We start from the raw sequence: 24870 nt of genomic DNA, 5'->3' as shown, positions 1-24870 counted from the left end.
CACAACAAACTGCTTGCTGAATTTTGTAATAAAAATACGAAATATGAACAAAATATTATTGATCATGATTGGATTATTGGCGACAGTTTCATCAAAAGCACAGGAAAAATGGATTATGAAATCAGGATACCTGGCACAACCTGATACCGTTCTGGTTTTTAAACCGAAAGCATATAAGGAAACAGAAAAATACCCTTTGGTTTATCTTTTTCACGGATATAGCGAGGATTACGGGCAATGGTCACAAACAACGGACCTGCAAAAGCTGGCTGACCAATATGGTTTTATCATCGTTACACCAGACGGGTTTACATCTTTCTACATCAACAGCCCGGTGAATAAAAATTCGCGGTATGAAGATTTTTTCTTTAAAGAATTAGTACCGAAAGTGCACCGTTCTTTCCATATTGATGACAAAAATATTTTCATCAGCGGTTTAAGTATGGGCGGTTACGGAGCTTTGCGGTATTTCATTTTACATTCAGATTACTTTAATACAGCAGGTTCCACAAGCGGAGCTCTGGAAATTGATTATTCCGGTTTTCAGAAAGTAAGCCAACAATTTTGGCAGACAAACAGGCTGATAAACGATATGACAATAAATATCGGCAATTCAAAAACCGTAAACTGGAACCAATACAGTATCTCAACACTATTGAAACAACATCCGGATTTTAAGAAAGCATTTATTTTTGACTGCGGAACGGAGGATATTCTATATTCAAATTCTGTAAATCTCAAACATCAGACTGACAGCATGAAAATCCCCGCAACCTTCATCAGCCAGCCGGGCGATCATAATACGGAATACTGGAGCAAATCTATTGGGCATCATTTTATCTATTTCCAACAGCATCTGAAAAAATAAAAGCCCTGATTTACCACTATAAAATTTAATTAATTTCTTTTTCCGGCCTATTTATAAACTCCCCATTTTCAAGAACAACCTGATTGCCCCATTCTGTAATGGCTTCCAACACAGGAACAAAGGTTTTTCCAAGTTCAGTCAGGCTGTACACAACTTTAACAGGCGGTTTTTTGCCAAAAACTTTTCTTGACACCAAACCGTCTTTTTCCAGCTGTTTCAACTGTAAACTCAAAGTCATTTCCGTAACTGTTGCCAGTTCTTTACGAAGTTCACTATATCTTTTAGCCTCGTTTTTCAGATGGTAAAGTATTACGGTTTTCCATTTTCCGCCTACCAGATCCATCGTAAGGCTTACCGTACATGGGTAGGTCTTTCCTTTCAGTTTTACCTTATCACCAATACATTCTGTTTTCATTTCAATTGTATTTAGCCTATCCGTTTAGATAGTTATTGCAGGTTTAAAGTACTAAAAATACTTTTGTAACTCAATTTATTATAGTACAAATTTAAGAAAATGAAAATACTTATTATCCTTGCCCATCCGGAAGAAAAAAGCTTCAACGCAGCAATGTTTAATACCGCTGTCAGAACGTTGGAAAAAGAGGGCCACGAAGTTAAAACTACCAATTTATACAAAGAAAATTATCACCCGGTAAGCGGAAAACAAAATTTCACCCGGCTGAAAAATCCGGATTATTTCAAGCAGCAGGATGAAGAGCTATTTGCTTTACAGCACGCTACATTGATGCCGGATATTGTTGCTGAACAGGAAAAGATTGAATGGTGCGAAATAATGATCTGGCAGTTTCCGCTGTACTGGTTTTCGGTTCCGGCCATTTTAAAAGGCTGGATTGATAAAGTTTTTACAATGGGAAAACTCTACGACAACGGTAAAATTTTCAGCAATGGATTTTCAGCAGGAAAAACAGCAATGCTTTCTGTAACAACCGGCGGTCCTGAAAAAAATTATGTCGAAGACAGATACGGTGAGATACACTCAATTTTATTTCCGATACACCGTGGAATCCTTGAATTTCTGGGTTTTACCGTTTTACAGCCGGAAATCATTTATTCTGTGGAACGGCTTACCGATGACGAAAGGGAAACCGCACTACAAAATTGGTCTGAAAGGTTAACCAATCTCGAAAAAGAAACCGTAGAAAAACTAGGATAGATTACATCACAGGGAGAAGTTATCAACTGAGCTTTCTTACAATTTTAGCAGAGATGTTTTAATAACTGAAAGTAAGAAATTAAAGCTTCTCTCTATTTTCTTTTTATAAAGAATATTTGGTTGAAATTTTTAATGAATTTCAGATCGGTGAATATGTTATAAACCAAATTGAAGTATTATATTTGGCAGCTCTGCAAACTCATGAGGCAGTAAAGACAACCTGATAAAAAAGCTTTAAAACCCTAAAAGACAAATCCAGGAACGGAATTGCTTAATTTTAAAGTTGCATCGCTATATAATTTATAAAGAATGACAAAAAACTACTCCCTTACTTTTCTTATTCTCCTTCTATTCAATTTCAGTTTTGGACAAGCTCCACCGTTACCTCCAACTCCTGAAGAAGTTCAGAATTATAATGCCGGAAATACAAAAAGTACAGTTAAACCCATAGAAGTCTCTCAAATCAAAAGAAGTAATAACACTGAAAATGAGGAGGCACAAAATATTATTCCCCAATTCAAAGTTTCTTTAAGTGAATCAACTGATAAAAATTCCGTTTATTACTTCAAGAACATTGAGGCCCAGATCGCAAAACTGGATACCCTGGTATCTGCAGAGCAAATGATAAGCCTCACCAGATATAAAATCCAGACCGGTACAATCAATCCGGCATATCTGGATAGTTTGGCAGGTAAAGCATATAAGTTTAATGAAGACAAACAGTACAGCGAAGCTATAGAAACAGCTAAAAAGATACTTATCCAAAGTCCCAACAATATAACCGCCCACAAGGAAATGTCTTATGCATACAAACGTCTTGGAGATAATAATTTGTCCGGCCTTCATTTTTCAATGATGGTCAAAATCATTAAATCTGTACTGAAATATGGGGACGGAAGCCGTAAAAGTCCATATATTCTTAATAATTTTTTTGAAGGATTATCCATTTATGAAGCAAAATTCGACTGTTTTCCCAAAAAGGTAAGGCTAATCCTGACCACCGAGAAAAAACTTCTGGGAGGCTACGACTGCTTCCACATCATGCGCTTTTCAGATATGACGCACTGGCTGCCGTCTTTAAGTCCCGAAGATTACAAAATAGAACAGTAAAAATGACCAATCAAATAAAACAGCTTAAAAAACCATTCCTAAAATTGAAAAGCACATTATCCCTCATCATCCTGCTTGTAACCTCCATTCATTTATATTCCCAGAAAACGTATGTGTTTTTTGGCTCATTTAACCGTGATAAAGCAACTGAAGGGCTGTATGTGTATCAACTGGATACCATCAAGGGAAAACTATCCAAGGTAACCTCTGTAAAAGGAATTTTAAACCCTTCATTTCTCACGTTATCTCCGGATGCCCAATATGTTTTTGCCTGTACAGAAAGTAAAACTCCCAATGCAGGAAGCGTAAGCAGCTTTGCGTTCAATCCCGAAGATGGAAAACTGACCTTTATAAACAGTCAGAAAAGCGGTGGCGAAAACCCGGTTTATGTAATGGCACATAAAAACGGTAAATGGCTGGTTAATGCCAATTATACCGAAGGCAGTGTCTCGGTATATCCGGTATCTGAAAACGGAACTATACAGCCATATGTACAGAATTTTCAGTTTTCGGAAGGAAGCATCAATAAACAAAGACAGGATAGATCACACGTTCATGCTGCTGTTTTTTCTCCTGATTTCAAACAGCTGTTTTTACCTGATCTCGGGGCAGATAAAATCAGGTCTTATACATTCGACAGTGATAAAACGGAACCTCTGCAAGCGGCACAACAACCTTATATATCATCCGTTTCAGGAAGCGGACCAAGACATTTAACCTTTCATCCCAATGGAAAATTTGCCTACTGCATTAATGAGCTATCAGGAACAATTGATGCTTACCTGTATGCAAATTCCAGTCTGGAAAGCATTCAGAGAATTGCCACTCATACCGACAGATACAAAGAGGATTTTGAAAGCTCTGATATCCATATCTCTCCGGATGGTAAATTTCTGTATGCATCCAACCGGGGATACGAAAATAATATTGCCATTTTCTCGGTCCTGGAAGATGGAACATTAAAAAATATCGGTTATCAGCCTACTTTTGGTAAACAGTTAAGGGTTTTTGATATGGATGAAACAGGAAAATTCTTAATTGCAGCCAACGCAGCCAGTGGAGATGCATTTGTATTCAGACGTAATCCTGAAACAGGCTTATTAAAAAAGGTGGGAAGAAGAACAAAAATGTTTGGGGTTTCCAGCGTGAAAATCAGAAAGTATTAGCAAGTGTTTATATATCGGAAAATGTGTAACTTGATGTACTAACAGAAAAACATGCTCATAGACCTATTAAACCATATCGGCTATTTTAAGTACAATACTCCTGATGAAAAAAACGAATTTGAAAAAGCCATACAACTGTATTCTTCCAACCGGACAGGGTTGAATAAATTAATCAATAAGTTCACTTTCGCACATGACAAAAGGAGCTTTTTAGCAGATCACAATATTGACAAAAGTACTTTAGACATCGATCAAAGAGGCAGAGATGATAAATGGGAAGAATTTTGTATAAGTGCAGGGTCCGGCAATAAAATTGATTTTATTGATTTTTTACAAGTCATAGGACTTTCCATTGCGTTTGATGATCCTATAAAGCATGATGAAAAAAGTGAGCTCAACAGCCTGATAGTAAGTATTAATGGGTTAACGCATACAATAGAATACCCATATCTGCAGGATGAATTACTCTTGTTCAGCTTTACTGAAATAATAAACCGGGAACTGTCTAAAATAAAATCCCCTGAAAAATGCTACATTATCGGCAGGTTTCCCAGCATCCTGCTTTTTGTCACCGAAGAAATATATCAGTATTTAACTCAACTGGAAACTGACAATTACTCTGAAATACTAAAACCGGAAGAATGGATCAGAAAATTTGAAAAACCTGATCCGGGATAAGCTTTACTAAACTCTTTCGATTAAAAACTCTGAGCATACAGAATTGTATGGGCAGCCAGGTTTCTGTATATTTCATTCTTTAATTATGCTAAAATTCAAAACAATGGATAAGTTTCACGGAAAGGTAAAATCTGTAAAGGAATACATCTCAGGAATTATTCTGAGGGAAAGCCTGTACTTACCTGAAGGGGAAATTTCAGAAATAAAACTATATAAAAAGGGGATTCTGAGCAGTATAGAAAAAAGGTATGAGAAAGACGGCATGCAAGTGAGAGAAGTTCACCGGTTGGGAGAAAATACTCCTGAAATGATTCTGCTCCACTATTCTGATTCATCGGGAAACAGGAACAGAACGGAATATTATGATCTTGAACACAACCTGTTAGAAAAGAAAGAAATTGGCAAAACATCCATCGAATATAATTCAACAGGAAAACGGATACGCTTTTCTAAAGATGAAGTTATTCTTTTTCAAAAACAATTTAACGGGAATAATCAGGCTGTTGAGGAAATATCTTTTTCAGATCACGGCGATACAATTTATACTGTTAAATATTTTTATCATGAAAATACAATAACAAGAAAATCATTTGATGCAGAAAAAAGATTAGTCAAATTGAGGTATATGATTCTGGATGAAAAGAGCAGAATTTTACAAAGTTTTAAATTTTCAAGATATGAAGCAGGTAATGATTCTATAGACCATCCCGAAACCTATAATACAGAAAGAGCCACACGGATTACAGTGAAAGATCTGAAAAAAATTGATCACAATGACCTGCCTGAAAGTTCAGTTTTCCCTCTGGATAATACCTTTGCTCACATTGATGATATTAAAAAATTCCTTAGCGAGTTCAGGTATGATATGGATGGCAAGGAACTCTCCGGATATCCGCCTGTTGATTTTTTTGATGAATTTACGGATGTACAATATGATCATGCCGGCCGTGAAATTTCCAATGAACAATATATGTATTGGCCGTATTTTAATGAAAAAGAGCTCACAAGGGTAAAATCCAGTGCCAGCCAATATAATGATGAGGGGCTTCTAATTGCGCACAGTTATTACGAAACTGAAAAGAACCATGATTTCGGTGGAAGTTACAGGTATGCCTATGAATTTGACAGTGAAAACAGGATCATCAAAAAGATAACAACCGGTGACAGTAAAAGCGTAACCAACATTTCTTATGAAAATGGAAACAGAATTGAAATCCAGGAAAATGAACATGGGCAAAAATTCACCCATATTTTTGATTCAAATGGCAACCTGATCTATTATGAGGATGCATCAGAGAAAGGAAACCGGAAATGGTTCAGATCTTATGAAATTACATATTACGGATAAAACCCAGCCGTAGTTAGCGACAGAAGCATTCGTAAACAAAAAATGATTAATAATCCGCTGCATAACATTTTTAATTTTAGTCGCAACATATTTTGTATCTTTAATTACCATTTTGGAAAAGATCAGGTGGTATAGAAGCAATGGCAGAAGAACTTTATTTCATCAAGACCAATCCAAATATTGCAAAAATCAATTTGTACAATAAACTTTGCCGCGAAGAGGAAAACATCTTGAATTTTCTTCAGGCCGATGCCAGAGTAAGCCTTGAAATCATTAAAAATAAAGTAAAAGATTCTGTAGAAAACCTTACCAAAGAAGAGCTTTCAGGTATTTTTACCTGGTTCAGCAGTATTTATCCTTCAGACCGTGAAGAAGCCAAAACCCAGCTTTTTATCCATGGTCTTGATCTTTTTTATGAAATACCTAAGGAACAGAATGTAAAAACATTTCAGGAACTGCTTACAGATTATGAAAATTATTCCAAACAGGATCTGGATTTTATGATGGATTCTCAAAATTTCAACCAATTCCTTGTTTTCGGACTTTTCTTCTCAGATATTGCCCTAAAGCAAAAAGGAAACTCCTCAACACTTCCCCATTATTTAAAGGCAGATCATCCTTCTTTATATGAACTTGCAGAAGATCAGTTCCGTATGAAAGGGCCAGGTCCGGATAATAATCTTGATCTGCAGCATTATTTCGGAGAATTGTATGACTTAACTAAGTTTTACAAGGGATCTATCATACAACTCGATCATTAGATGATTCTGATTATTCTTCTGCAAAAAATGAAACCCGGAATTATCCTGATCTGTTCAGGATTTCTCCTGATCTCATGCAGCAAAGATTATGATCCCGGATTCTTCAATGGTGAATGGCTTTCGGATTCATTAATCACTGAGCAAAATGATCATTGGCGGGAGTTTTTATATTTTGACAATGGCCATGCAGCACGTACTACTGTTTGGGGAAAACAATACTTGCTTAACAAAAATCTAAGTTTAAAAGGATTAAAATTATATGACCGGGATAAGGAATTATTCCAGATTAAAGTTATTGATTCCAATAAAATTGTTATAAAAGGCAGAGGCTATTATGGAAGCTTTTACAAAGAATCCTTCCAGATGTATGATATGAAAACGGCTGTATCTATAGCAGAAAAAACCGAAACAGAGCGAAAAAAACTGATTGGAAACTGGAAAGCCATAAGTTCCGGAACCATTTCTGCATCAAAATACCCGGAAGATACAATCTATACAAGCTTGCCTGAAAACAGAAGAATAGGAGAAATTCCAACCGATGAAATCCAGTCTGTGAATTTTGGTTATAATAAGTTTTCATTTCGCTGTAAAAACGGGGTTATTACTTTTGGATACACCGCAGAAAAAGATAAAATAGAATTCAGTTCGGGAGATATGATTCTATCATTTAAATATTCTGTCCGGAACAACCGGCTTATCATTGAATATACAACCTATAGAAACGTATTAAATACCATCACTTTTGAAAAAGTTCAATAACACAGGCTTAAAAAAATAATAAAGCATACCTCCTGCCAGATAAGCCGATACATATGGAGTCTTTGTTTTCAGTGTTTTCGTAGTTGAACATTTTCTTTCCTTCCATCCTGATAGCTTTAAAAAGCAAATATACTAAAATTAGAACAAATGTTCTAATTTTGAAATATGGTTCAAACTCACTTATATTTGAACAATGAAAACAAAGGACAAAATATTGGAAAAAGCAATGGAGCTTTTCAATGAAAACGGCTACAACAATATCACAACAAGACACATTGCAGCTGAACTTAATATGAGTCCGGGAAATCTGCACTATCATTTCAAGCATTCCGAAGATATTATCAAGATCCTTTTTTCTGAATTGGTTCTTAAAATGGACGTTATCCTGAATAATTTACACAAAACAGAAAACAAAACACTGGAAGACCTCTACTACTTTACTTTTTCCACATATGAAGTTTTTTATTCTTTCCGTTTTATTTTCATGAATTTCTTTGATATTCTAAAACATATTCCGGCCATAGAATCCCAGTACGAATCTATCAACGAGAGCAGAAAAGACGAATTTCAGATGATCTTCAAAGGCTTTCAGAAAAACAATATTTTCAGAGACGATATCCCTGATTTTATCCTTAGAGGCCTTACCACTCAAATATTTATTATCGCAGACAACTGGATTATTCATAACAGCCTCGCTTTTAAATTTGAAAAAGATAAAGCCGTAGAATATTACGCCCTGATACAGATGAACCTTTTCTATCCGCTACTTACTGCTGAACAGCAGAAACTGTACGAAGAAAAATACATCGGTTAATAGATTCATCAGAAACAATTATGGACTTAGCACAAATCATTTCCCACAGAGGTTGAGATATGGAAAGAGCAGATTGGGAACACTTATTCACAGCCTGTTTTTAACCTTTAATTGATTTCTGAGAAGATGTATGGCATGGTATTGGCTGCAAGAGCGCTAAGTAAAATTGTTTTGAAACCTTTATTTTAAGCCATTAAGATTAATAAACTGTTGAGAACAGTAATTTTTTTTGATAAATCTTAACTGATATGGAACTTTACAGCGGATTTTAGTGGCTTAAATATTGGAACAATACCAGATTTTTTCTACCTTTACATTACTAATGAAACATTTGAACAGCATATTACGTCTTCCTTTTTTCAGTGAGTATTACTCCCCGGCGAATCGTTCGGGAAGACTTTCTATATCTGTTATCTAACGAGAATAATCTTATATATCATATAGAGCCCGGGCAATATTGTCCGGGCTTTTTTATTTTAAAATCAAATAAACATGATCAGTACATTAAAAGAAAATGCAGCCATCATTCTTCCGGAAAACGGTCTGGAACAGAAACTGAAACTGGCTGAAGAGGAAAACAGGAAACTAATTATAAAACTGGGGTTTGATCCTACAGCTCCGGATCTCCATATAGGTCATGCTGTAGTTCTTAAAAAACTGAAACAGTTTCAGGATCTGGGCCATCAGATTGTTATTGTAGTAGGAAGCTTTACGGCAAGGATCGGTGATCCCACAGGAAAAAATAAAGCACGAAAACCGTTAAGTTTTGAAGAAGTAGAGCATAATTCACAGACTTACATTAACCAGCTTTCGAAAGTTATTGATGTAGAGAAAACCAGAATTGTCTTTAATTCAGATTGGCTGGACCTGCTTAGTTTCCCGGAAGTTATCGGGCTTTTATCGAAAGTCACCGTTGCACAGCTGATGCACAGAAACGATTTCAGCAAAAGGTTTACAGAAAATACTCCCATCGCAATGCACGAGCTTGTTTACCCTATTCTTCAGGGCTTTGATTCCGTACAGATTGAATGCGATATTGAAATGGGCGGAACGGATCAGCTTTTCAACTGTACAATGGGAAGACAGTTGCAGGAAGTTCATCAAATGACGGCTCAAACCGTAATGTGTATGCCTCTGCTGAAGGGCCTTGACGGTAAGGAAAAAATGAGTAAATCGCTTAACAATACCATCGGACTTACTGATGAACCCAATGAAATGTTCGGCAAAACCATGTCGATTCCGGATAGCCTGATTGAAGAATTTATTGATCTTGCTTCTGATTTTTTAATTGAGGAAAAGGCAGCTTTAAAATTAAAACTGGAAAACGGTGAAAATCCAATGAACATCAAAAAGCTCATTGCCAAAAATATTATTGCTCAATACCATAATGAAACCGCAGCGGAACTTGCAGAGAAATTTTTCAGCAGCCAGTTTCAAAGTAAAAACATGGAAGAAAAAGCCTATGAACCTGTTGCCTTAAATCTGTTTCAGAATGAAAGAATAACGCTGACAGAGCTTTGCAGCCAACTCAGAAACGACCTCAGCAAATCGGCGGTACGAAGGCTTATCCAAAACGGAGGAATTCAGATCAATACCATAAAAATAATGAATCCTGATGAAGAGATTGAGCTATTGGCTGAGACGAAAATAAAAATCGGGAAAAGAAGTTTTTTCGAACTTGTATAAAACTTCAGATTTGCGAGAATAATTTTCAATATATTCGTCTTATTAAAGAAAAAAGTAATGACCACAGAAGAAATTTTCAGCATCATAGAAGAAGAGCTCTATCTCACGGTTCCTGATTTTACAATTGAGGAAGACCGGATTTTCTGGAAAGATGCTTTCGGTGCTGAAATTGAAATATACAGATACAGTACAGCAAGCAACAATCAGGGTGTTTTTGCATGGTGGCAGAGCAACGAAGCGGGAAATGAACTGATAAGAATAAAAATAAACAGAGACATAATCATCAATTGGCGGCCTCCTATTAATACAATGGGACAGCCCTCATCGGGAGGACATTTACAGTTTTTTGAAAATTTTCTTATTACTCAATATCAGGACAAACACGGGCAAAGGCTTTTTGTGTTCAATGTTGATACCCTAAAGGCAGAAGAAATCATTACGAAAGGCTTCAGCAAAAAAGTAAAATTAAATGGCAGTGAACTGTTCGTTGCAGACAGTTCCGAAAATAAATTCATAAAAATCTCTATATATCCTGACCGTTTGGAAAGAGAAGAGGTTGATGAAGAATACATGAACAGCAGAAACATAAAATTTGATTAAGTGAGTTATTTCATGGTCGATATTGAATCGGATGGCCCGATTCCCGGAGATTTTTCAATGATCTGTTTTGGAGCAGTCCTTGTAAATGAGGAACTGGATACTACTTTTTACGGAAAACTGAAACCTGTTTCAGAGCAGTTTAATCCCGATGCACTGGCTGTTTCAGGCTTCAGCAGGGAAGAAACGATGAGTTTTGATGATCCTGAAGAAGTCATGCCGGCTTTTGAGCAGTGGATTAAAGAAAATTCAAAAGGAAGACCTATTTTTATCAGTGATAATAATGGTTTCGACTGGATGTTCATCTGCTGGTACTTCCATCATTTTACCGGAAAAAATCCTTTCGGATATTCTTCAAGAAGGTTGTCTGACCTGTACTGCGGTCTTGAAAAAGATACGTTTGCACAGTGGAAACATCTCCGTAAAACGGAGCATACACACAATCCCGTAGATGATGCAAGGGGAAATGCAGAAGTTCTGCTGCATATGAAAAAAGAGATGGGGCTTAAAATTGTTTTGAAATAATTCAGGGAAAACTCATGGGAAGAAACACCGAGATTTATAGGTTTGATAAGGAAAAGGCCTCCGCCTATCTTTATAAGGATCTTCAGCACAGGATATTTCACACCGGTACCTTCAGAGAATATCTGAAAAACAGGAAAAAAGACCTATCCGGCTATGAAATCAGCTTTGATAAGATATTGGGAACTGTTAAAAGTGATATCAATATGATCACTGCTGATGAACTGTTTGAGATCAATCTTTTCCTGAGCGATGAAATACATTCTGCATTTGAAAGAGAAAGCTATTCAGTAAGAGAAAATCACTTTCTTGACCTCTGTAAGCATTACGGGATCTTGCTGCTTTATGAGCTTCCCACCTCAACGGTATGTACCAGTTACATGTTCCAGTATGGAAATTATACTCAATATTTCCCGATAGAAGAAATGAGAGATGTGGATGGCGGAATCAATATAGATTCAAAGGATTTTCTTTGTTTTAATGATTATATGATCCTTTTAACAGAAAAAATATTGTCCGAAAAATTAAACGAATATGGTCATGATTTCACGGAAAATGAAAAAAAGGTTATTGATGAAATAAAAGCTGAAAATATCAACAACTCCCTTTTATCCGAAGAAGTTGAAAATGAATTTATTTATCTGAAGGACATCATTTCTACAGACGACAGCGGGCCTGAGGCGCAGACAGTTTATTACGCATACGATTTTTTCCTGAAGTCCCTGGAAATGAAATCTCTTATTGACCTCAATAAAAACCCAAGAATTGTTATCTTAGATTCATGATTCTGATACAACCTGCTTTTAAACTGAACTTCACAAATATCTTATGAATACTGCCATCACCTACAGGAAAGCCACAGAAAATGATATCGACTATCTTCTTGACCTGAGAACAAAAACGATGAATCCTCATTATTCAGCTTCCCATCTTCCAACAGACAGAGAGGCTACGCTTCAGAGGATTCTTTACCAGTTCGACAAAGCCAACATCATTCTTTTAAACAATGAACCTGTAGGATTATTGAAGATCAGCAGAACCGGTCATAAAACAGAAGTTCTTCAGCTTCAGATTGATCCCGGCCAGCAGGGAAAAGGCCTTGGAAAAAAGATTTTGGGCAATATTCTCACAGAATCTTCCGCAGAAGAAAAAACAGTATCATTAAGTGTATTAAAAACAAATAAAGCCCAACATTTATATACAAGCTTAGGTTTTAAAACAGTAAACGAGGATGAGCATTCCTTTTTTATGGAATTTCAGGGTGGCTTCGAGAGCCTCAGCCCCTTCAGTAGATAAATATTTCATGATTGTTAAAAAAAACAATAATTACTTGATACCTAAATTCCCCTCCCTTGGAGGGGTGGCAAAAATTCAACGAATTTTTGACGGGGTGGTTCAAAATACAGTTTACTGATTCGCCATCGTTACCAATACCAGTCTTCCACCTTCTTCCGCAGACAAAAGTATTTTCTTTCCATCCGTCAGTTCAACCATAGATCCCGGCGGAATTTCTTTCTGCTCCGTAACATCTTTCATAGAAGTCAGGCTTTGATTAACAAACACCCATTTTCCATGATGAAAGGTAAAATAACCTACCTGCATTTTATCCTGCATCGTAAGATTTTCATTTCTGATCACTTTTCTGGAAACATGCCATTTGAATAAATATTGGTTGTTATACACCATCAGCCTGTGGTTTTCAGGCTTCCATACTTCATCATCAAACTTAAAATACAGATCCAGAACCGGAAGCGTTCCCTGATGCGGTGTACCACAGAAAGGACATTTCGGGTTGCTGCTATTGTCGAATACATACCATTTTTCCGTACATTCCGGGTTGTGGCATGGCTGTATCAGATCGGCGGTTTTGAGTAATGCAGTTTCCCATTCATTGGCTGTAGGACGTCTGATCGGGTCATGAAGCCCATCTATAAAAGCTTTTTTAAACAATTCGGAGAGGTAAGGTCCGGCTGCGGTAAAAGGAATTTTCTGCGGATCGCCCCAGAACGCGTCCCATTTCCTCAGATGGTCGGGTTTCACCTGATTATTGGAATCGGCAGAATGTTCTATAAACAGGGCTTTTTCTCCCATAGAAATAATCTCATCCTTTTCAGAATCAAGATCCCAGATCTTTCCTCCTCTTAAAGGGTGCCTGCGGAACAGGTACATATAGATGAGGACTGCCAATGCGTGAAGATCGGTTTTCTGATTGGGCAGATGTCTTCCGGGGTCCTGCATACCCAAGTGCTTGGTCTTTAAGACTTCAGGGGCAATAAAATCAGCGGTCCCGATAACTTCGGGAGGGAATAATTTTGGAACAACCAATCCGTCTATGTCAATAATACAGGCAGATTTCGTAACGGGATCTATCAGGATATTGTTATAGGAAAGATCGGAATGTGCCAGCCCCATCTGATGAAGTTTTTTTACTCCCCTGCTGATATTAATGGTAATCTGGAAATAACTCAGCCAATCCCCAAGCTCGGAATGATCCAGCCTTAAAGGATATTGTTGGTTTCTGAACATCGGTGCCGTGAACCATTTTCCTACTTTGTCCTGTCCCTGGATATTATCCGATCCGATATATCCTTTGGCAAAAGAGAATTTATCATGATAAATGGGAACTACAATACCCGTCAGCTTATTTTTTTCTACAATATCATACGGCCATCTGAATATTTCGTTCAGAAAGTAATCTGATGAATTTCCGTTTTTAATATTTTCCAGATAAGTGGAAACAATTCTCATAATACGCTCTTTCTGTCCTTCATCCAGAGGATTCCTGTAAAAGGCAACCACATATTCCCTTTCAGGCGAAAAGTAGACGTCTTTTACCCCGCCACGGATTGGGCTTTCATCAACATACTCATAAGATTTTGTATGATCCAGAATGGAAATAACTTTAACGGTCTTTTTCATGTTTAATAAATTATAGCCAATGTTCTGTCGTCATGATTTCCGCGGCTCCAGAAATCTGTCCAAGTAAGAAGCTGCTGATCGATGTCGGTATCGTTCATAAAATCTACTTTTGTGCGGTCATTATTATTTCCGGCTATGGTATTGGATTTCCCATGATATTTATTATTCCACCTTTCTATAGCTTTTGTGGCATCATCGGTAGGAACTCCGTCTGTAAAAAGAAAAACAATAGGTTTCCAGTCGCCTTTTCTTTCATAGGTTGTTTTTACGATATCCCGGTCTATACAATCCATTACTTTAATCAGTCCCTGAGACAACGATGTTCCGCTTCCGATAGGAATTTTCGGAGGATAAAAACTGATAATATCCTGCATCGGGGTAATAACCTCAGCCTCACCTGCGAAACCTATAATGGAAATGTAAACTGTTTCAAGTGAATAAGGGTCTTTTTTTAATTCCCTGATGATATTGGCGATGCCTTCCTGAACCTGCTCAATAGGCTCTCCAACCATAGATTCGGAAACATCGACTAAAAAATAAATAGGCAGTCTTCTCATGATTTATAAAGACAAGTGATTTAGATAATAATATTAAGCTCGGAAGGCGGTGGCGGCAATGGTGCGCTTTCTCCCGTTCCCTGTGATTTTCCTCCCATCGTAATGGATGAGCTTACCCATTTGAAAAATGAGGAAAGTGTAATGGCATCGGTAGTGTCCAGCTTTACCACATGATCTGTAAGCTCCTTCAAAAACTGTTCATCTGCTTTCGGCCCTGCGGCACAGCCTACAATAGCCCCGAATTCCAGGCCTCTGATTACAGGGATCATCTGTCTGTATTTCTGGATATCTGATGGTTTTCCGTCTGTAAATATAAACAGTAGCGGTTTCCAGTCATCTTTTCCATCCGAAGAACCTCTGATCAGTTCTTTTTTTACCAGCTCCGAAACCATTTCCAAAGCCGCACCGGTATGGGTAGGGCCACTGTCCGGACAGGTAATCTCCATAGGATAAAAGCTGGCCAGATCAGTCAGCGGAATGATGTTTCTAACTTTACGGTCAAAGGTGATCACGCTGAGATGAAGGTTGTCCATTGCCTGGGGATCAGCACGGAGCATGCTTATCAGTCCGTTAAATCCATTATTAAGTGCCTGGATGGGCCCCGTTCATGGAACCGGAAGTATCCAGTAAAAAGTATGCTAAAAGTCTCCTGCTCAAGGTAAGATAATATGAATTCTGAAGCCGGCAGCGGAAGTTGAAAACTTCCCTGCCGGCTTTTAAGTTTGATAAAATTCAGGTTTAATTGCTGTACGCGTACTGTTTCAGGATCTCAATAAAGTTATCTGTATGATGAGGTTCTCCTATAGCACGGAACTTCCAGTCGCCATTGTGACGGTATGCTTCGGCAAAAACCATGGCACATTTTCCGTTCATGCTTGCATCTCCTGAAAGGCTGTATTTTGTAATTTCTTTTCCTTTGGCATCTACTGCTCTGATAAAGGCATTTTCTATCATTCCAAAATGCTGGTTATTCTGTTTTCCCTGATAAATGGTAACCAAAAACAATATTTTCTAAATGACTGACACACGGTTAACAAAATAAATATTTGATTTTATGAGGGTTTTAACATATAAAAAGAAAGTGATAAGGAAAGGAATACACGGTTTATATTTTTGATTGGCTTTTCCGGTTACAGCACAAAAAAGTCCGGCTAAAACCGGACCTGTATTTATTTTCTTAGAGTTTAGTATTGAATTAGTTTTCAAACTCCTTATCAGAAACTGCTTTTTCTCTTGCCTTTGCAAGCATCGGGATAGAAATAAGTCCCATCACCAGCATAATAGTGATTTGTAACGGAAGTGAAATAAATGAATAGGTAAGCCCCATTTCACCACCTAAATCAGCGCTTTTCCCCATTGAGATAAACAAAGCCATAAAACCGTATTTCATTGCCAGGTTAAATGCTCCAATCCCACCACTGGCAGGAATAATCATCCCCAAAGTGCCGACAACAATGATGAAAAAGCCGTCAGCAATAGTAAAATTAGAGGTTTCAGGAAGAGCAAAACATACGAGATAAGCTGCAAAATAGTAACAAACCCATATTCCTACAGTATAAAGGATGAACTTCCCTTTTTCTTTTAATTTAAAGATAGTTGTTAATCCCTGGAAGATCCCATCAATAAAGCTTACAATCTTTCCCAGGAACGGAACATCTGCCAGTTTCTTTTTGAAAACAAAGAACAGAACAGTTCCTACCACGGGTATCAGAAGAATTAACAGTATTTTATTGGGGTTAATATTAAATCCTGAATTTTCATAAAAGGACAGGATAGCTTCGTATTTGAATAAAAGTGTAAGCCCTAAAAAGCCCAGCATACAGATAAGATCCACCACTCTTTCAAGAATAATGGTTCCGAAAGACTGATCCACCGGTACTTTTTCCACTCCATATAAAGCGGTAGCCCTTGCCACTTCACCACTTCTAGGAATGGTAAGATTCATCAGGTACCCGAAAGATATGGACCAAAGCGAGTTTGAATTAGAAATCCTGTGTCCCATGGGTTCGAGCATCAGATTCCAGCGTACAGCCCTGAACCAGTAAGCGAGAATCCCAAAAACAGAAGCAAATAATACCCATGCATAATTTGCTTTTGCCAGAGATGCCCTGATCACTTTAAAATCAAGTCCTTTTAAGGCAAGCCATAAAAAAAAGCCTGCAAAAGCAAGCGATATTACTATTGTAAGTATTGATTTTAAAGGACTCTTTGTTTTTTTCTCCATGGATCAGGTTAGAAGATTGGTCTTTTCATCAGGAAAAACGATTTTCGGCTGGAATACTTTTGCTTCTTCAGGTGTCATCTGTGCATAGGCAATGATAATGATGATATCATCTTTCTGTACCTTCCTTGCAGCAGGCCCGTTCAGGCATACCTCCCCGGATTTTCTTTTTCCTTTGATAACGTAGGTATCAAAACGCTCTCCATTATTTACGTTGACGATATAGACCCTTTCTCCCACTACCAGACCGGCAGCTTCTATAAGATCTTCATCAATCGTTATACTCCCAATATAATTAAGGTCCGAGGCTGTAACCCGTACCCTGTGGATCTTAGACTTGAAAACTTCTATTAACATTCTGCAAATTTATTAATAAAAATTAATAAATCGGACTTTTGAAATCATTTTAAAAGTCCCACAAACCCAGCTATTTAATTTTGCATTACACAAGTTTTCAAGACATTGTTTATAAAATCAGCAAACATATCGTTAAAAATATTAATACTTTATACGTAATTTAGGATTTAATAAATACAGGAAATAATATTCTTTTTTTGCTAAAGTCAATACTCATAAGCATTTGGCACGATTTTAGTGAGCGCTAACGTAGATTTTTAGTAAAAAATCAAATTATCATATTTTAACTGTTTTCATCAAAAAGCAAAAATATTTTACAACTTTTAATAAAATAATTGCACAATTAGAAAATAGTATTATATTTGCTATAATTACGAACTAACTTAATATTAAAAATTATGAACAAGTCTGAATTAATCGACGCAATCGCAAAAGATGCAGGAATCACTAAAGTTGCAGCAAAAGCTGCTCTAGAATCATTCATTGGTAATGTAACTACTACCCTAAAGAAAAAAGACGGAAAAGTTTCTTTAGTAGGATTCGGAACTTTCTCAGTAGCTGAGAGAGCTGCCAGACAAGGGATCAACCCTGCAACTAAAAAACCAATCAAAATTGCTGCTAAAAAAGTTGCTAAATTCAAGGCAGGAGCTGATTTATCCAATGCAGTTTCTGGTGCTAAGAAAAAATAATCATTCAGATTAAAAAACTCACAGGCCGTTTCTCAGGAAGCGGCCTTTTTTGTGTGGTATTCGTCAGGAGTCTCAGCACCAGAGATATTGACCCCCGCATAAATACCAATGATGGTTTTGGCTAAAGCCGTTGTACTGCGTGGCAATTAAAAAGCGAGCTAAAGCCCGCTCCTATTGAATTTTAAATGATTTGTAAATAACAGGTTCAGATTAGAATCTTTTATAATTATAATAGAAATCATAAAAATTTATTTCATCTACAATCAATCCAGCCTTTGATCCTTTATGGTGCCAGTCGTGAAATTTTCCAGTCCAGATCTTCAAGCTGATAGATAATTCTGTCGTGGAGGCGGTTTGGTCTTCCCTGCCAGAATTCAATTTCGTAAGGTTTGGCAATGTATCCACCCCAGTTGACAGGTCTTGGCACTTCGCTGTTTTCGTATTCTTTTTCCAGTTCTTTTAATTTTTTTTCCAGAAATTCTCTATCCGGAATCACCTGGCTCTGGGGCGAAACAACAGCTCCCAGCTGACTTCCTTTAGGTCTGGAATGGAAATACCCGTCACTAAGGTTTTCAGCGATTTTTTCAAGATTGGCTTTAATGATTATTTGCCTCTCAAGGTTGGGCCAGAAAAAATGCAGACAGGCTTTATGATTGCTATTTATTGCCTTTCCTTTTCTGCTGTTGTAATTGGTATAAAAAATAAATCCTTCATAGGTATATTCTTTAAGCAGCACCATTCTTGTCCTCGGACATCCGTCTTCTTCTACTGTGGAAACCGCCATAGCATTGGCTTCAGAGACTGCCGGGCTTTCACTGGCATCCAAAAACCAGTCTCTGAACTGTTCAATCGGATTTTGTTTTATCTCACTTTCAATAAGTTGGGATTTCTCATACACTTTTCTTTTATTGTGCAGGTTTTCCATAAATATTTTTTATTAAATTTGAGTATGAATTACTCATACAAAGGTAAAATATTAATTTCCACACCTGACATTTCCGGCGATATTTTTTCGAGATCGGTGGTGCTGATCGTTGAGCATAACGAAAGCGGTGCATTTGGTTTGATATTGAACAAGAAAAACAGCCAGATGAGTAATAAGTTCAAAAATTTTTTTGACTTCAAAATAGAGGTCTATGACGGCGGACCTGTTGAAAATGATAAGGTCTTTTTTATCGTTAAAAAGAAGAAGGTAACTGAAGTTTATTCTGAAATCAGCAAGGACTTTTATATTACAGAGGATATTGAAAGTATCATCAGCGCTGTTCTTAATAAGGAACTGAGTATTGATGATGTGAAAATCTTTTCAGGATACTCCGGATGGTCTGCTGCACAGCTGGATGATGAAGTACAAAGGAAAATGTGGACCGTGGTGGATATCTATAATCTGGATTATACTCTTCCCAACGACCAGACGCTTTGGAAGTCGATTATGCAGAATCTGGGCGGGGAATATCTTCTCTGGGCCAACTCACCTGAGGACATTTCTCTTAACTAACTGAATTCCCAACTGATAGATTTAAAAAGATTAACAAATTTTAAGATTACGTTAACCAATTTTAAAGAAAGAATTCCCGTTATTTGAAAAACCAAAAATCATTGAAATGAAAGGAATCAAACTACTTGCTTTATCAGCGTTTTCTGCTTCATTTTTATCTTTTGCTCCCGTCAATAAAAAAATTATTGTTATAGATGCCGGACACGGCGGAAATGATATGGGAACTGTCTTCGAAAAGTACGTTGAAAAAGAGATTACCATAAATATTGCCAAAGAGATCCGGAAGTTCAATGAAAACCAGGATCAGTATGAGGTGGTTTTAACGAGAGATTCTGATACATACCCTACTCTTGGTGAAAGAGCAGCCCTGATCAACAAGCTGAATCCGGAATTTGTTATTTCTCTTCATGTAAATAACAGTCCTCAAAAGGAAACTCCCAAACAGGGAACTGAAGTTTACATTCAGAATACTGACAATTCCAAAAAGCTTGCTGAAAAAATTTCCAAAAAATTTGATGTCCGTAAGATTGAAGAAAAAAATCTTTATATGCTGAGGGAAACAAAAGCTCCCGCAGTATTGGTAGAACTTGGTTTTATAAATAATACCAGGGACAGGGAATATATTACCAGCGAAAACGGGCAGAAAGAAATCGCTCAAAAATTCACAGAAATTATCCGTGAATACTAAATAAAGAAACAATTTCTGATTTACTCAGAATAAAACCCGGTAAAGGACTTGGGTACTTTGTTGTTTACCGGGTTTGTCAATTTTAAAAACTATTTTTCCAGCTTTCCACCATTTCTTTAAAACGGGAGCTTTCAAAAGTTTTATTTCTTATTTTACCTACAGAAAATATGCCTTTTTCGTCGGAGATCATTAAAATCTCTTCGGCTTTCTGTGATTCAAAAGCAATAATTTCGTGTTCCTGAATATCTGCAAGGTTATTTTTATGTAAAAAGGTAACAAAATTTTCCATTAAAGGAGAGATGTATGCTCCTTCGGACTGTTTCGGAATTTTGATCACATTTCCTTCCAGAAATAAAAGATTCCCGGAAGTGGTGCGTGCAATTCTTTTATTTGGATTAAGCAGAATAACATCATCCAGATCATTTTCTTCCGCATAGATACCGCCATAAATATTTTCTGCACAATGAACCCTGATATTGCTCAACAGATTATTGTTCACATTGATTTCCTTGGTAAGGTCTACTTCCAGAGGTCTGTGGTGAACTGAAAGAACATCTTCCAGCTCTGTTACTTCATAAAAATAGGATACTGAAGATTTTGAAACTGTCACCGCATCATTATTCCTGAAAACCTGAAAATTAATGATTCCGTTTTTTATTCCTCTTCCGTCAATAACATCTTTATGAAAAAGAGTCTGGAAAAATTCCAGGGTATAGGTAAGCGGAATGTTCATTCTCATCTTTCTCATGGAGGCCATTAAAAAGAAATAGCATTCTTCATCCATGATGAGTCCTCCGTTTCTCACAAAGAAAGAAACTTTTACTGCGTCTCCCAAAAGGAAGGCTCTGTTCTTTACATTTAATCCGTCTGATGTAAAATATTGATTTTCCAATTTTTGAAGTGATTTATTTATAAAAAAATAATGAACGATAAATCGTTCATCAGTTTTACCATTTACTAGTGTCCGGCTTAAGCCGCACCTAATTTTATTCTAAGGTTTTCTATAAGGTTTTCCCAATACAATGCATTCTCCTGTTCATCACCTTCTTCACAGAAATCCGTTATGTTCAGAGCCAGATCTTCTGTAATATCATCTATTGTGATTGTCATCTCAAAGAAGTTCTTAGTTCCTTCATCTTCCTCCCATCTAAAACGTACGAAACCTTCAGGCTTATATCTAATCAAAGTGGCCTTTTCAGCAGGCCCTCCGCCCCAGCTAAAAAAGAAATCATCGCCTTTCTCTGTTACCTCATCCGCAAACCATTCAGATAATCCCTCTGCCGTCGCCAGATATTCATATAAAATCTCTGATAAACAATGCATTGGAAATTCGTAATGGACTTTATGTTTCGCCATATAATCTTTGTTTTTATCGTCCCGCAATATATAAATTAATTTTTTTATTACACTAAAAAGCAGTTATTTTTTTAAAGAATCTTCATGATATTTATCACGGATTTTAAATATATATTGAATATCATTTTCAGACCTGAAACTGCCGTGCGATCCATAAAAAATCTCTCCGTTTCCGGAGAGATTGTACTGTTTATTTTCCGTTTAAAACATCCAGTATGATTTGACATCCCTGTCTGATTTCTTCCATAGAAATTGTAAGTGGCGGTGAAATTCTCATGTATTCATTTCTGTAGAGCTGCCAGAAGACAATAAGCCCTTTTTCCATGCATTTTTTAGCCGTTTCAAGGGTGTATTCGGGTGTTCCGAGGTTAACGGCAAGCATCAGGCCTTTTCCGTTAATATTTTTGATTTTAGGATGTACAAGAAGTTCTCTGAACAGTCTTTCTTTTTCAGCAGTTTCATTCATGAGACCGCTTTCCAGAACTTCTTTCAAAGTGGCATAACTGGCGGCTGCAATAAGAGGGTTTCCTCCGAATGTTGTAATATGCCCTAATTTTGGAGAGTGTGACAGGGTTTCCATAATTTCACTGGAACTCATAAAAGCGCCAACCGGAACTCCGCCTCCCATTCCTTTGCCCATTACAAGAATATCAGGGACAATTCCGAAATGCTCAAAAGAGAATAATTTACCGGTTCTTCCAAAACCCGGCTGAATTTCATCAAGAATAAGAAGCGCCCCTACTTCTTCACATCTTTTTTTAAGTTTAATCAGATAATCTTTTTCAGGAACTAGAAATCCTGCTGCTCCCTGAATGGTTTCCAGGATGACGCAGGCTGTTTTATCTGTAATTTTATCAAGATCATTTTCACTGTTGAATTCTATAAAGCTTATCATTGGTAACAGTGGACGGAATTCTCTTTTATGGGTTTCGTTACCGGATACGCTCAGTGCACCGTGTGTATTCCCGTGATATGAATTTTTGAAGGAAATAATTTCTTCTCTTCCTGTATACCGTTTAGCCAGTTTAAGGCTCCCGTCGATAGCTTCTGCACCGCTGTTTACCAGATAGGTAATTTCCAGAGGATCAGGGGTTGCTTCTGCCAGAAGTTTGCATAATGCTACCGGCTTTTCCTGTGCATATTCTCCGTATACCATTACATGCAGATATTTGTCTGCCTGTTCTTTGATGGCTTCCACAACTTTAGGATGCGAATGCCCCAAAGTATTGGCAGAAACACCTGCTACGAAATCAAGGTATTTTTTTCCATCTGTTCCGTAGATATAGCTTCCTTCCGCTTTTTCAACTTCAAAACCTGCTGCAAATTTTGTGGTCTGTGCCTGATATATAAAAAAGTCTTTGTGCATTTCCATTGTTGCAAAAATTTTCAGCAAAGCTAAAAAAGATTCAGCACATGCAGAAATTATCAGCCCTGAATAAAAAAATTACCCTCAGAAATCCAAGGGTAATATTAATATTAAAACAGAATGTTGTTTTACAATACTTTTTCAACTGTTACAAAGCTGTTGCTAATTACATTATAAGCTGTTGTCCCTCCAACTTCGGAGATCGCCTCTAAAGTAATATACTGCCCCTGCACTGCATATACTGAAAAGTCTAAACTGATTTTTCTGATGGTACCGTCAAAATTCACCGTATTTTCCAGGAGCTGGAACCTCTTAGCATCATTGACATACAAGCTGGCCCCTAATCTGCTGCTAAACGCTCCTGCAGCACCTGTAAAATTCAGGTTTACATTAATTCTGTACAAGCCTGTCTGGCGAATATAAAGCCTGTTCAGATCTGCTCCTGTTGTTGCAGCATTTGTTTTAAGCTTTAAGGGATCTGCTAAAAAGTTAGGCTTATCAATTGAAGAATTGATAGGGAGCATTACAGAACCGGAAGTTGTACTGACAGGGTTTATTGTGAATCTGGAAATATTATCAGATTCAATTTCAAAGGCTTTGCTCCAGACAAGTCCATCGAATACCATTACCTGACCTGTACTTTTTACGAACAGGAGCATCCCTCTCAGTTCCTCTATCCTTGTTGAAGGAGCATTTACTCCGGTGTAAGGCAAATCTGCTGCTGTTTCAACGGCAGGCAGGCCGAAACCTTTCACCCCGGTTGCTTCATTTGTATTTGTTATATACATCATTACCTGATCATTCCCGTTAGCATTGGAATCAGGGTTGGGTATATTTGTAAAATTGACCTGTGCGCTGTAAATGCTTAATGAAAACAAAAACAGGCAGAAAATATATTTTTTCATCATTAATAGGCTTTAATTAAACGTGCTCCAATATATGAGTTGATAGAACTGGTATCTGTTCCATAGGCAGCCAAAGATCCTCCTGAACCTCCTATTGTTGTTATAGTAGGAACAACTCTCAGTTCTGCACCGGCAGGCAGGGATACTGTTTGAGCAAAACTGGATGTTTTACTGCCCTGGGTATCAATGATAAACACAATGGAATAGTTGGTCTTGGTAACGATAGTCTCCCAGTCCGAAGATGATGTGTATTTAGCCTGCAGGGTTAATTTAAATTCCGTGATTCCTATCTGGGCTCCTACACTTCCCCCTGTGAAACCCAAGGCTGCTGCTATGTCATACATTCCATTCTGCTTTATCGTTACTGAACTTGCATTTTTCAGAAGCAGGTTATCAACAAGGACCTGGCTTTTATTATCTGGTGCAAGATAAACCGGAGAGCCTAAGGAAAGGCATATCCCAAGACCAAAAGCTAAACAGGGTATTGTAATTCCTGATGAAATTCCCAATCTTGAGCCTTTAGGCTGAAAAATTCCCTGTATCTGTCTTGCCGGGTTCCAGGCAAAACCATCGTATTTATAATACTGATCATCGGCCTTACTGTAAATAAGACCACCTACCAGGTTAGGATAATCACTAAAGAGATCTGTAGATGCAACATCATATTTTGGGAAAGTAGTATAAGTATTGGAATATGGAAGTATTACTCCTCTTGTACCGTCTTTAACCTTCACTATGTTTGTATTACTGACAATATTGTCTCCAATTACTACCTGTGCGTTTAAACCGTATTGAAATAAAAGCACTACAATTAATACTAGCTTTTTCATC

At 37.3% G+C, this 24870-nt stretch carries 30 protein-coding genes; 17 read left to right on the top strand and 13 right to left on the bottom strand.

All coding sequences use genetic code 11. The features are described from left to right. The first annotated feature begins 43 nt into the window (after positions 1-43). Positions 44-868 carry an alpha/beta hydrolase gene (locus HNP36_RS17650; protein WP_184166182.1) on the top strand — a complete coding sequence of 275 codons (825 nt, stop codon included), beginning with the start codon at positions 44-46 and terminating at the stop codon, positions 866-868. A gap of 25 nt (positions 869-893) precedes the next feature. Here HNP36_RS17650 and HNP36_RS17645 read toward each other — a convergent pair whose 3' ends face one another. Further along, complete coding sequence (locus HNP36_RS17645) at positions 894-1283, bottom strand: winged helix-turn-helix transcriptional regulator (protein ID WP_184166185.1); 390 nt, start codon at positions 1281-1283, stop codon at positions 894-896. A 99-nt stretch (positions 1284-1382) separates the two neighbouring features. Between HNP36_RS17645 and HNP36_RS17640 the strand changes: the two genes are divergently transcribed. The 13 genes from HNP36_RS17640 (at position 1383) to HNP36_RS17580 (ending at position 12779) form a co-directional block, all read left to right on the top strand. Next, positions 1383-2042, top strand: a complete 660-nt coding sequence (locus HNP36_RS17640) for an NAD(P)H-dependent oxidoreductase (RefSeq protein ID WP_184166189.1) — start codon at positions 1383-1385, stop codon at positions 2040-2042. 309 nt (positions 2043-2351) lie between these two features. Next, entirely contained in the window at positions 2352-3152 is an 801-nt protein-coding gene (locus HNP36_RS17635; protein ID WP_184166193.1) for a DUF4919 domain-containing protein, read from the top strand. Positions 3153-3154: 2 nt separating this feature from the next. After that, entirely contained in the window at positions 3155-4318 is a 1164-nt protein-coding gene (locus HNP36_RS17630; RefSeq protein WP_184166196.1) for a lactonase family protein, read from the top strand. A 51-nt stretch (positions 4319-4369) separates the two neighbouring features. Continuing rightward, a complete protein-coding gene (locus HNP36_RS17625) occupies positions 4370-4996 on the top strand; it encodes a hypothetical protein (RefSeq protein WP_184166198.1) in 627 nt (208 codons plus the stop codon). Positions 4997-5099: 103 nt separating this feature from the next. Next, the gene (locus tag HNP36_RS17620; protein ID WP_184166200.1) at positions 5100-6344 is read left to right on the top strand and encodes a hypothetical protein; all 1245 of its coding nucleotides are present in this window, start codon (positions 5100-5102) and stop codon (positions 6342-6344) included. A gap of 140 nt (positions 6345-6484) precedes the next feature. Beyond that, the gene (locus HNP36_RS17615; RefSeq protein WP_184166203.1) at positions 6485-7105 is read left to right on the top strand and encodes a hypothetical protein; all 621 of its coding nucleotides are present in this window, start codon (positions 6485-6487) and stop codon (positions 7103-7105) included. Positions 7106-7132: 27 nt separating this feature from the next. Then, a complete protein-coding gene (locus HNP36_RS17610; RefSeq protein ID WP_184166206.1) occupies positions 7133-7864 on the top strand; it encodes a hypothetical protein in 732 nt (243 codons plus the stop codon). 193 nt (positions 7865-8057) lie between these two features. Further along, positions 8058-8678: a TetR/AcrR family transcriptional regulator gene (locus HNP36_RS17605; RefSeq protein ID WP_184166209.1), complete on the top strand. Its 621-nt coding sequence runs from the start codon at positions 8058-8060 to the stop codon at positions 8676-8678. A gap of 492 nt (positions 8679-9170) precedes the next feature. Then, entirely contained in the window at positions 9171-10364 is a 1194-nt protein-coding gene (gene tyrS, locus HNP36_RS17600; protein ID WP_184166212.1) for a tyrosine--tRNA ligase, read from the top strand. A 57-nt stretch (positions 10365-10421) separates the two neighbouring features. Then, entirely contained in the window at positions 10422-10964 is a 543-nt protein-coding gene (locus HNP36_RS17595; protein WP_184166215.1) for a hypothetical protein, read from the top strand. 12 nt (positions 10965-10976) lie between these two features. Then, entirely contained in the window at positions 10977-11486 is a 510-nt protein-coding gene (locus tag HNP36_RS17590; RefSeq protein WP_194304150.1) for a 3'-5' exoribonuclease domain-containing protein, read from the top strand. A gap of 14 nt (positions 11487-11500) precedes the next feature. Beyond that, positions 11501-12268, top strand: coding sequence for a hypothetical protein (locus HNP36_RS17585; RefSeq protein ID WP_184166220.1), 768 nt, complete (start codon positions 11501-11503; stop codon positions 12266-12268). Between the two features lie 43 nt (positions 12269-12311). Beyond that, entirely contained in the window at positions 12312-12779 is a 468-nt protein-coding gene (locus HNP36_RS17580; RefSeq protein WP_184166224.1) for a GNAT family N-acetyltransferase, read from the top strand. A gap of 111 nt (positions 12780-12890) precedes the next feature. Here the strand turns inward: HNP36_RS17580 and HNP36_RS17575 are convergent, their stop codons facing one another. The 6 genes from HNP36_RS17575 to panD all read right to left on the bottom strand — a co-directional run bounded on the left by HNP36_RS17575 (position 12891) and on the right by panD (position 17537). Then, the gene (locus HNP36_RS17575; protein ID WP_184166227.1) at positions 12891-14402 is read right to left on the bottom strand and encodes a helix-hairpin-helix domain-containing protein; all 1512 of its coding nucleotides are present in this window, start codon (positions 14400-14402) and stop codon (positions 12891-12893) included. A gap of 2 nt (positions 14403-14404) precedes the next feature. Continuing rightward, positions 14405-14959 carry a VWA domain-containing protein gene (locus HNP36_RS17570; RefSeq protein WP_184166230.1) on the bottom strand — a complete coding sequence of 185 codons (555 nt, stop codon included), beginning with the start codon at positions 14957-14959 and terminating at the stop codon, positions 14405-14407. 20 nt (positions 14960-14979) lie between these two features. Then, a complete protein-coding gene (locus tag HNP36_RS17565) occupies positions 14980-15516 on the bottom strand; it encodes a vWA domain-containing protein (RefSeq protein ID WP_184166233.1) in 537 nt (178 codons plus the stop codon). 181 nt (positions 15517-15697) lie between these two features. Next, complete coding sequence (locus HNP36_RS17560) at positions 15698-15958, bottom strand: TerD family protein (protein ID WP_228456428.1); 261 nt, start codon at positions 15956-15958, stop codon at positions 15698-15700. 196 nt (positions 15959-16154) lie between these two features. Beyond that, the gene (locus HNP36_RS17555) at positions 16155-17183 is read right to left on the bottom strand and encodes a lysylphosphatidylglycerol synthase transmembrane domain-containing protein (protein ID WP_184166236.1); all 1029 of its coding nucleotides are present in this window, start codon (positions 17181-17183) and stop codon (positions 16155-16157) included. Between the two features lie 3 nt (positions 17184-17186). Further along, positions 17187-17537 carry an aspartate 1-decarboxylase gene (panD, locus tag HNP36_RS17550; RefSeq protein ID WP_040998077.1) on the bottom strand — a complete coding sequence of 117 codons (351 nt, stop codon included), beginning with the start codon at positions 17535-17537 and terminating at the stop codon, positions 17187-17189. Between the two features lie 398 nt (positions 17538-17935). Here panD and HNP36_RS17545 point away from each other — a divergent pair, with 398 nt between their 5' ends. Next, positions 17936-18226 (top strand): HU family DNA-binding protein, encoded by a 291-nt coding sequence (locus tag HNP36_RS17545; protein WP_002976900.1) that lies wholly within the window; start codon positions 17936-17938, stop codon positions 18224-18226. 283 nt (positions 18227-18509) lie between these two features. On the opposite strand, the gene pdxH is transcribed toward HNP36_RS17545, so the two are convergent. Then, positions 18510-19151 carry a pyridoxamine 5'-phosphate oxidase gene (gene pdxH, locus HNP36_RS17540; protein ID WP_184166239.1) on the bottom strand — a complete coding sequence of 214 codons (642 nt, stop codon included), beginning with the start codon at positions 19149-19151 and terminating at the stop codon, positions 18510-18512. Between the two features lie 24 nt (positions 19152-19175). On the opposite strand from pdxH, the gene HNP36_RS17535 reads away from it, so the two are divergent. Together HNP36_RS17535 and HNP36_RS17530 are read left to right on the top strand one after the other, a co-directional pair. Beyond that, complete coding sequence (locus tag HNP36_RS17535; RefSeq protein ID WP_184166242.1) at positions 19176-19724, top strand: YqgE/AlgH family protein; 549 nt, start codon at positions 19176-19178, stop codon at positions 19722-19724. 106 nt (positions 19725-19830) lie between these two features. Further along, complete coding sequence (locus tag HNP36_RS17530; protein ID WP_184166261.1) at positions 19831-20412, top strand: N-acetylmuramoyl-L-alanine amidase; 582 nt, start codon at positions 19831-19833, stop codon at positions 20410-20412. An 82-nt stretch (positions 20413-20494) separates the two neighbouring features. Here HNP36_RS17530 and HNP36_RS17525 read toward each other — a convergent pair whose 3' ends face one another. From HNP36_RS17525 to HNP36_RS17505, 5 genes are all read right to left on the bottom strand, one after another. Continuing rightward, on the bottom strand, positions 20495-21304 hold the full coding sequence (locus HNP36_RS17525) for an aminotransferase class IV (protein ID WP_184166264.1): 810 nt from the start codon (positions 21302-21304) through the stop codon (positions 20495-20497). A gap of 77 nt (positions 21305-21381) precedes the next feature. Next, complete coding sequence (locus tag HNP36_RS17520) at positions 21382-21768, bottom strand: START-like domain-containing protein (protein ID WP_040998091.1); 387 nt, start codon at positions 21766-21768, stop codon at positions 21382-21384. Between the two features lie 190 nt (positions 21769-21958). Then, a complete protein-coding gene (locus HNP36_RS17515; protein ID WP_184166426.1) occupies positions 21959-23134 on the bottom strand; it encodes an aspartate aminotransferase family protein in 1176 nt (391 codons plus the stop codon). A gap of 128 nt (positions 23135-23262) precedes the next feature. Beyond that, entirely contained in the window at positions 23263-24042 is a 780-nt protein-coding gene (locus HNP36_RS17510) for a hypothetical protein (protein WP_184166266.1), read from the bottom strand. Continuing rightward, entirely contained in the window at positions 24042-24869 is an 828-nt protein-coding gene (locus tag HNP36_RS17505) for a hypothetical protein (protein ID WP_184166269.1), read from the bottom strand. Before HNP36_RS17505 ends, HNP36_RS17510 begins: the two co-directional genes overlap by 1 nt. Between the last annotated feature and the right edge of the window lies 1 nt (position 24870).

It is taken from the genome of Chryseobacterium shigense (genome assembly GCF_014207845.1).
Lineage (GTDB): Bacteria > Bacteroidota > Bacteroidia > Flavobacteriales > Weeksellaceae > Chryseobacterium > Chryseobacterium shigense_A.
Note: the sequence above shows the minus strand (reverse complement) of the source record. Positions and strands in the feature narration are given on the sequence as shown.

Excerpts from the sequence above, each read along its gene's own strand:
- HNP36_RS17650 (WP_184166182.1), top strand. The coding sequence starts at position 44 with ATGAACAAAATATTATTGATCATGATTGGATTATTGGCGACAGTTTCA.
- HNP36_RS17645 (WP_184166185.1), bottom strand. The coding sequence starts at position 1,283 with ATGAAAACAGAATGTATTGGTGATAAGGTAAAACTGAAAGGAAAGACC.
- HNP36_RS17640 (WP_184166189.1), top strand. The coding sequence starts at position 1,383 with ATGAAAATACTTATTATCCTTGCCCATCCGGAAGAAAAAAGCTTCAAC.
- HNP36_RS17635 (WP_184166193.1), top strand. The coding sequence starts at position 2,352 with ATGACAAAAAACTACTCCCTTACTTTTCTTATTCTCCTTCTATTCAAT.
- HNP36_RS17630 (WP_184166196.1), top strand. The coding sequence starts at position 3,155 with ATGACCAATCAAATAAAACAGCTTAAAAAACCATTCCTAAAATTGAAA.
- HNP36_RS17625 (WP_184166198.1), top strand. The coding sequence starts at position 4,370 with ATGCTCATAGACCTATTAAACCATATCGGCTATTTTAAGTACAATACT.
- HNP36_RS17620 (WP_184166200.1), top strand. The coding sequence starts at position 5,100 with ATGGATAAGTTTCACGGAAAGGTAAAATCTGTAAAGGAATACATCTCA.
- HNP36_RS17615 (WP_184166203.1), top strand. The coding sequence starts at position 6,485 with ATGGCAGAAGAACTTTATTTCATCAAGACCAATCCAAATATTGCAAAA.
- HNP36_RS17610 (WP_184166206.1), top strand. The coding sequence starts at position 7,133 with ATGAAACCCGGAATTATCCTGATCTGTTCAGGATTTCTCCTGATCTCA.
- HNP36_RS17605 (WP_184166209.1), top strand. The coding sequence starts at position 8,058 with ATGAAAACAAAGGACAAAATATTGGAAAAAGCAATGGAGCTTTTCAAT.
- tyrS (WP_184166212.1), top strand. The coding sequence starts at position 9,171 with ATGATCAGTACATTAAAAGAAAATGCAGCCATCATTCTTCCGGAAAAC.
- HNP36_RS17595 (WP_184166215.1), top strand. The coding sequence starts at position 10,422 with ATGACCACAGAAGAAATTTTCAGCATCATAGAAGAAGAGCTCTATCTC.
- HNP36_RS17590 (WP_194304150.1), top strand. The coding sequence starts at position 10,977 with ATGGTCGATATTGAATCGGATGGCCCGATTCCCGGAGATTTTTCAATG.
- HNP36_RS17585 (WP_184166220.1), top strand. The coding sequence starts at position 11,501 with ATGGGAAGAAACACCGAGATTTATAGGTTTGATAAGGAAAAGGCCTCC.
- HNP36_RS17580 (WP_184166224.1), top strand. The coding sequence starts at position 12,312 with ATGAATACTGCCATCACCTACAGGAAAGCCACAGAAAATGATATCGAC.
- HNP36_RS17575 (WP_184166227.1), bottom strand. The coding sequence starts at position 14,402 with ATGAAAAAGACCGTTAAAGTTATTTCCATTCTGGATCATACAAAATCT.
- HNP36_RS17570 (WP_184166230.1), bottom strand. The coding sequence starts at position 14,959 with ATGAGAAGACTGCCTATTTATTTTTTAGTCGATGTTTCCGAATCTATG.
- HNP36_RS17565 (WP_184166233.1), bottom strand. The coding sequence starts at position 15,516 with ATGCTCCGTGCTGATCCCCAGGCAATGGACAACCTTCATCTCAGCGTG.
- HNP36_RS17555 (WP_184166236.1), bottom strand. The coding sequence starts at position 17,183 with ATGGAGAAAAAAACAAAGAGTCCTTTAAAATCAATACTTACAATAGTA.
- panD (WP_040998077.1), bottom strand. The coding sequence starts at position 17,537 with ATGTTAATAGAAGTTTTCAAGTCTAAGATCCACAGGGTACGGGTTACA.
- HNP36_RS17545 (WP_002976900.1), top strand. The coding sequence starts at position 17,936 with ATGAACAAGTCTGAATTAATCGACGCAATCGCAAAAGATGCAGGAATC.
- pdxH (WP_184166239.1), bottom strand. The coding sequence starts at position 19,151 with ATGGAAAACCTGCACAATAAAAGAAAAGTGTATGAGAAATCCCAACTT.
- HNP36_RS17535 (WP_184166242.1), top strand. The coding sequence starts at position 19,176 with ATGAATTACTCATACAAAGGTAAAATATTAATTTCCACACCTGACATT.
- HNP36_RS17530 (WP_184166261.1), top strand. The coding sequence starts at position 19,831 with ATGAAAGGAATCAAACTACTTGCTTTATCAGCGTTTTCTGCTTCATTT.
- HNP36_RS17520 (WP_040998091.1), bottom strand. The coding sequence starts at position 21,768 with ATGGCGAAACATAAAGTCCATTACGAATTTCCAATGCATTGTTTATCA.
- HNP36_RS17515 (WP_184166426.1), bottom strand. The coding sequence starts at position 23,134 with ATGCACAAAGACTTTTTTATATATCAGGCACAGACCACAAAATTTGCA.
- HNP36_RS17510 (WP_184166266.1), bottom strand. The coding sequence starts at position 24,042 with ATGATGAAAAAATATATTTTCTGCCTGTTTTTGTTTTCATTAAGCATT.
- HNP36_RS17505 (WP_184166269.1), bottom strand. The coding sequence starts at position 24,869 with ATGAAAAAGCTAGTATTAATTGTAGTGCTTTTATTTCAATACGGTTTA.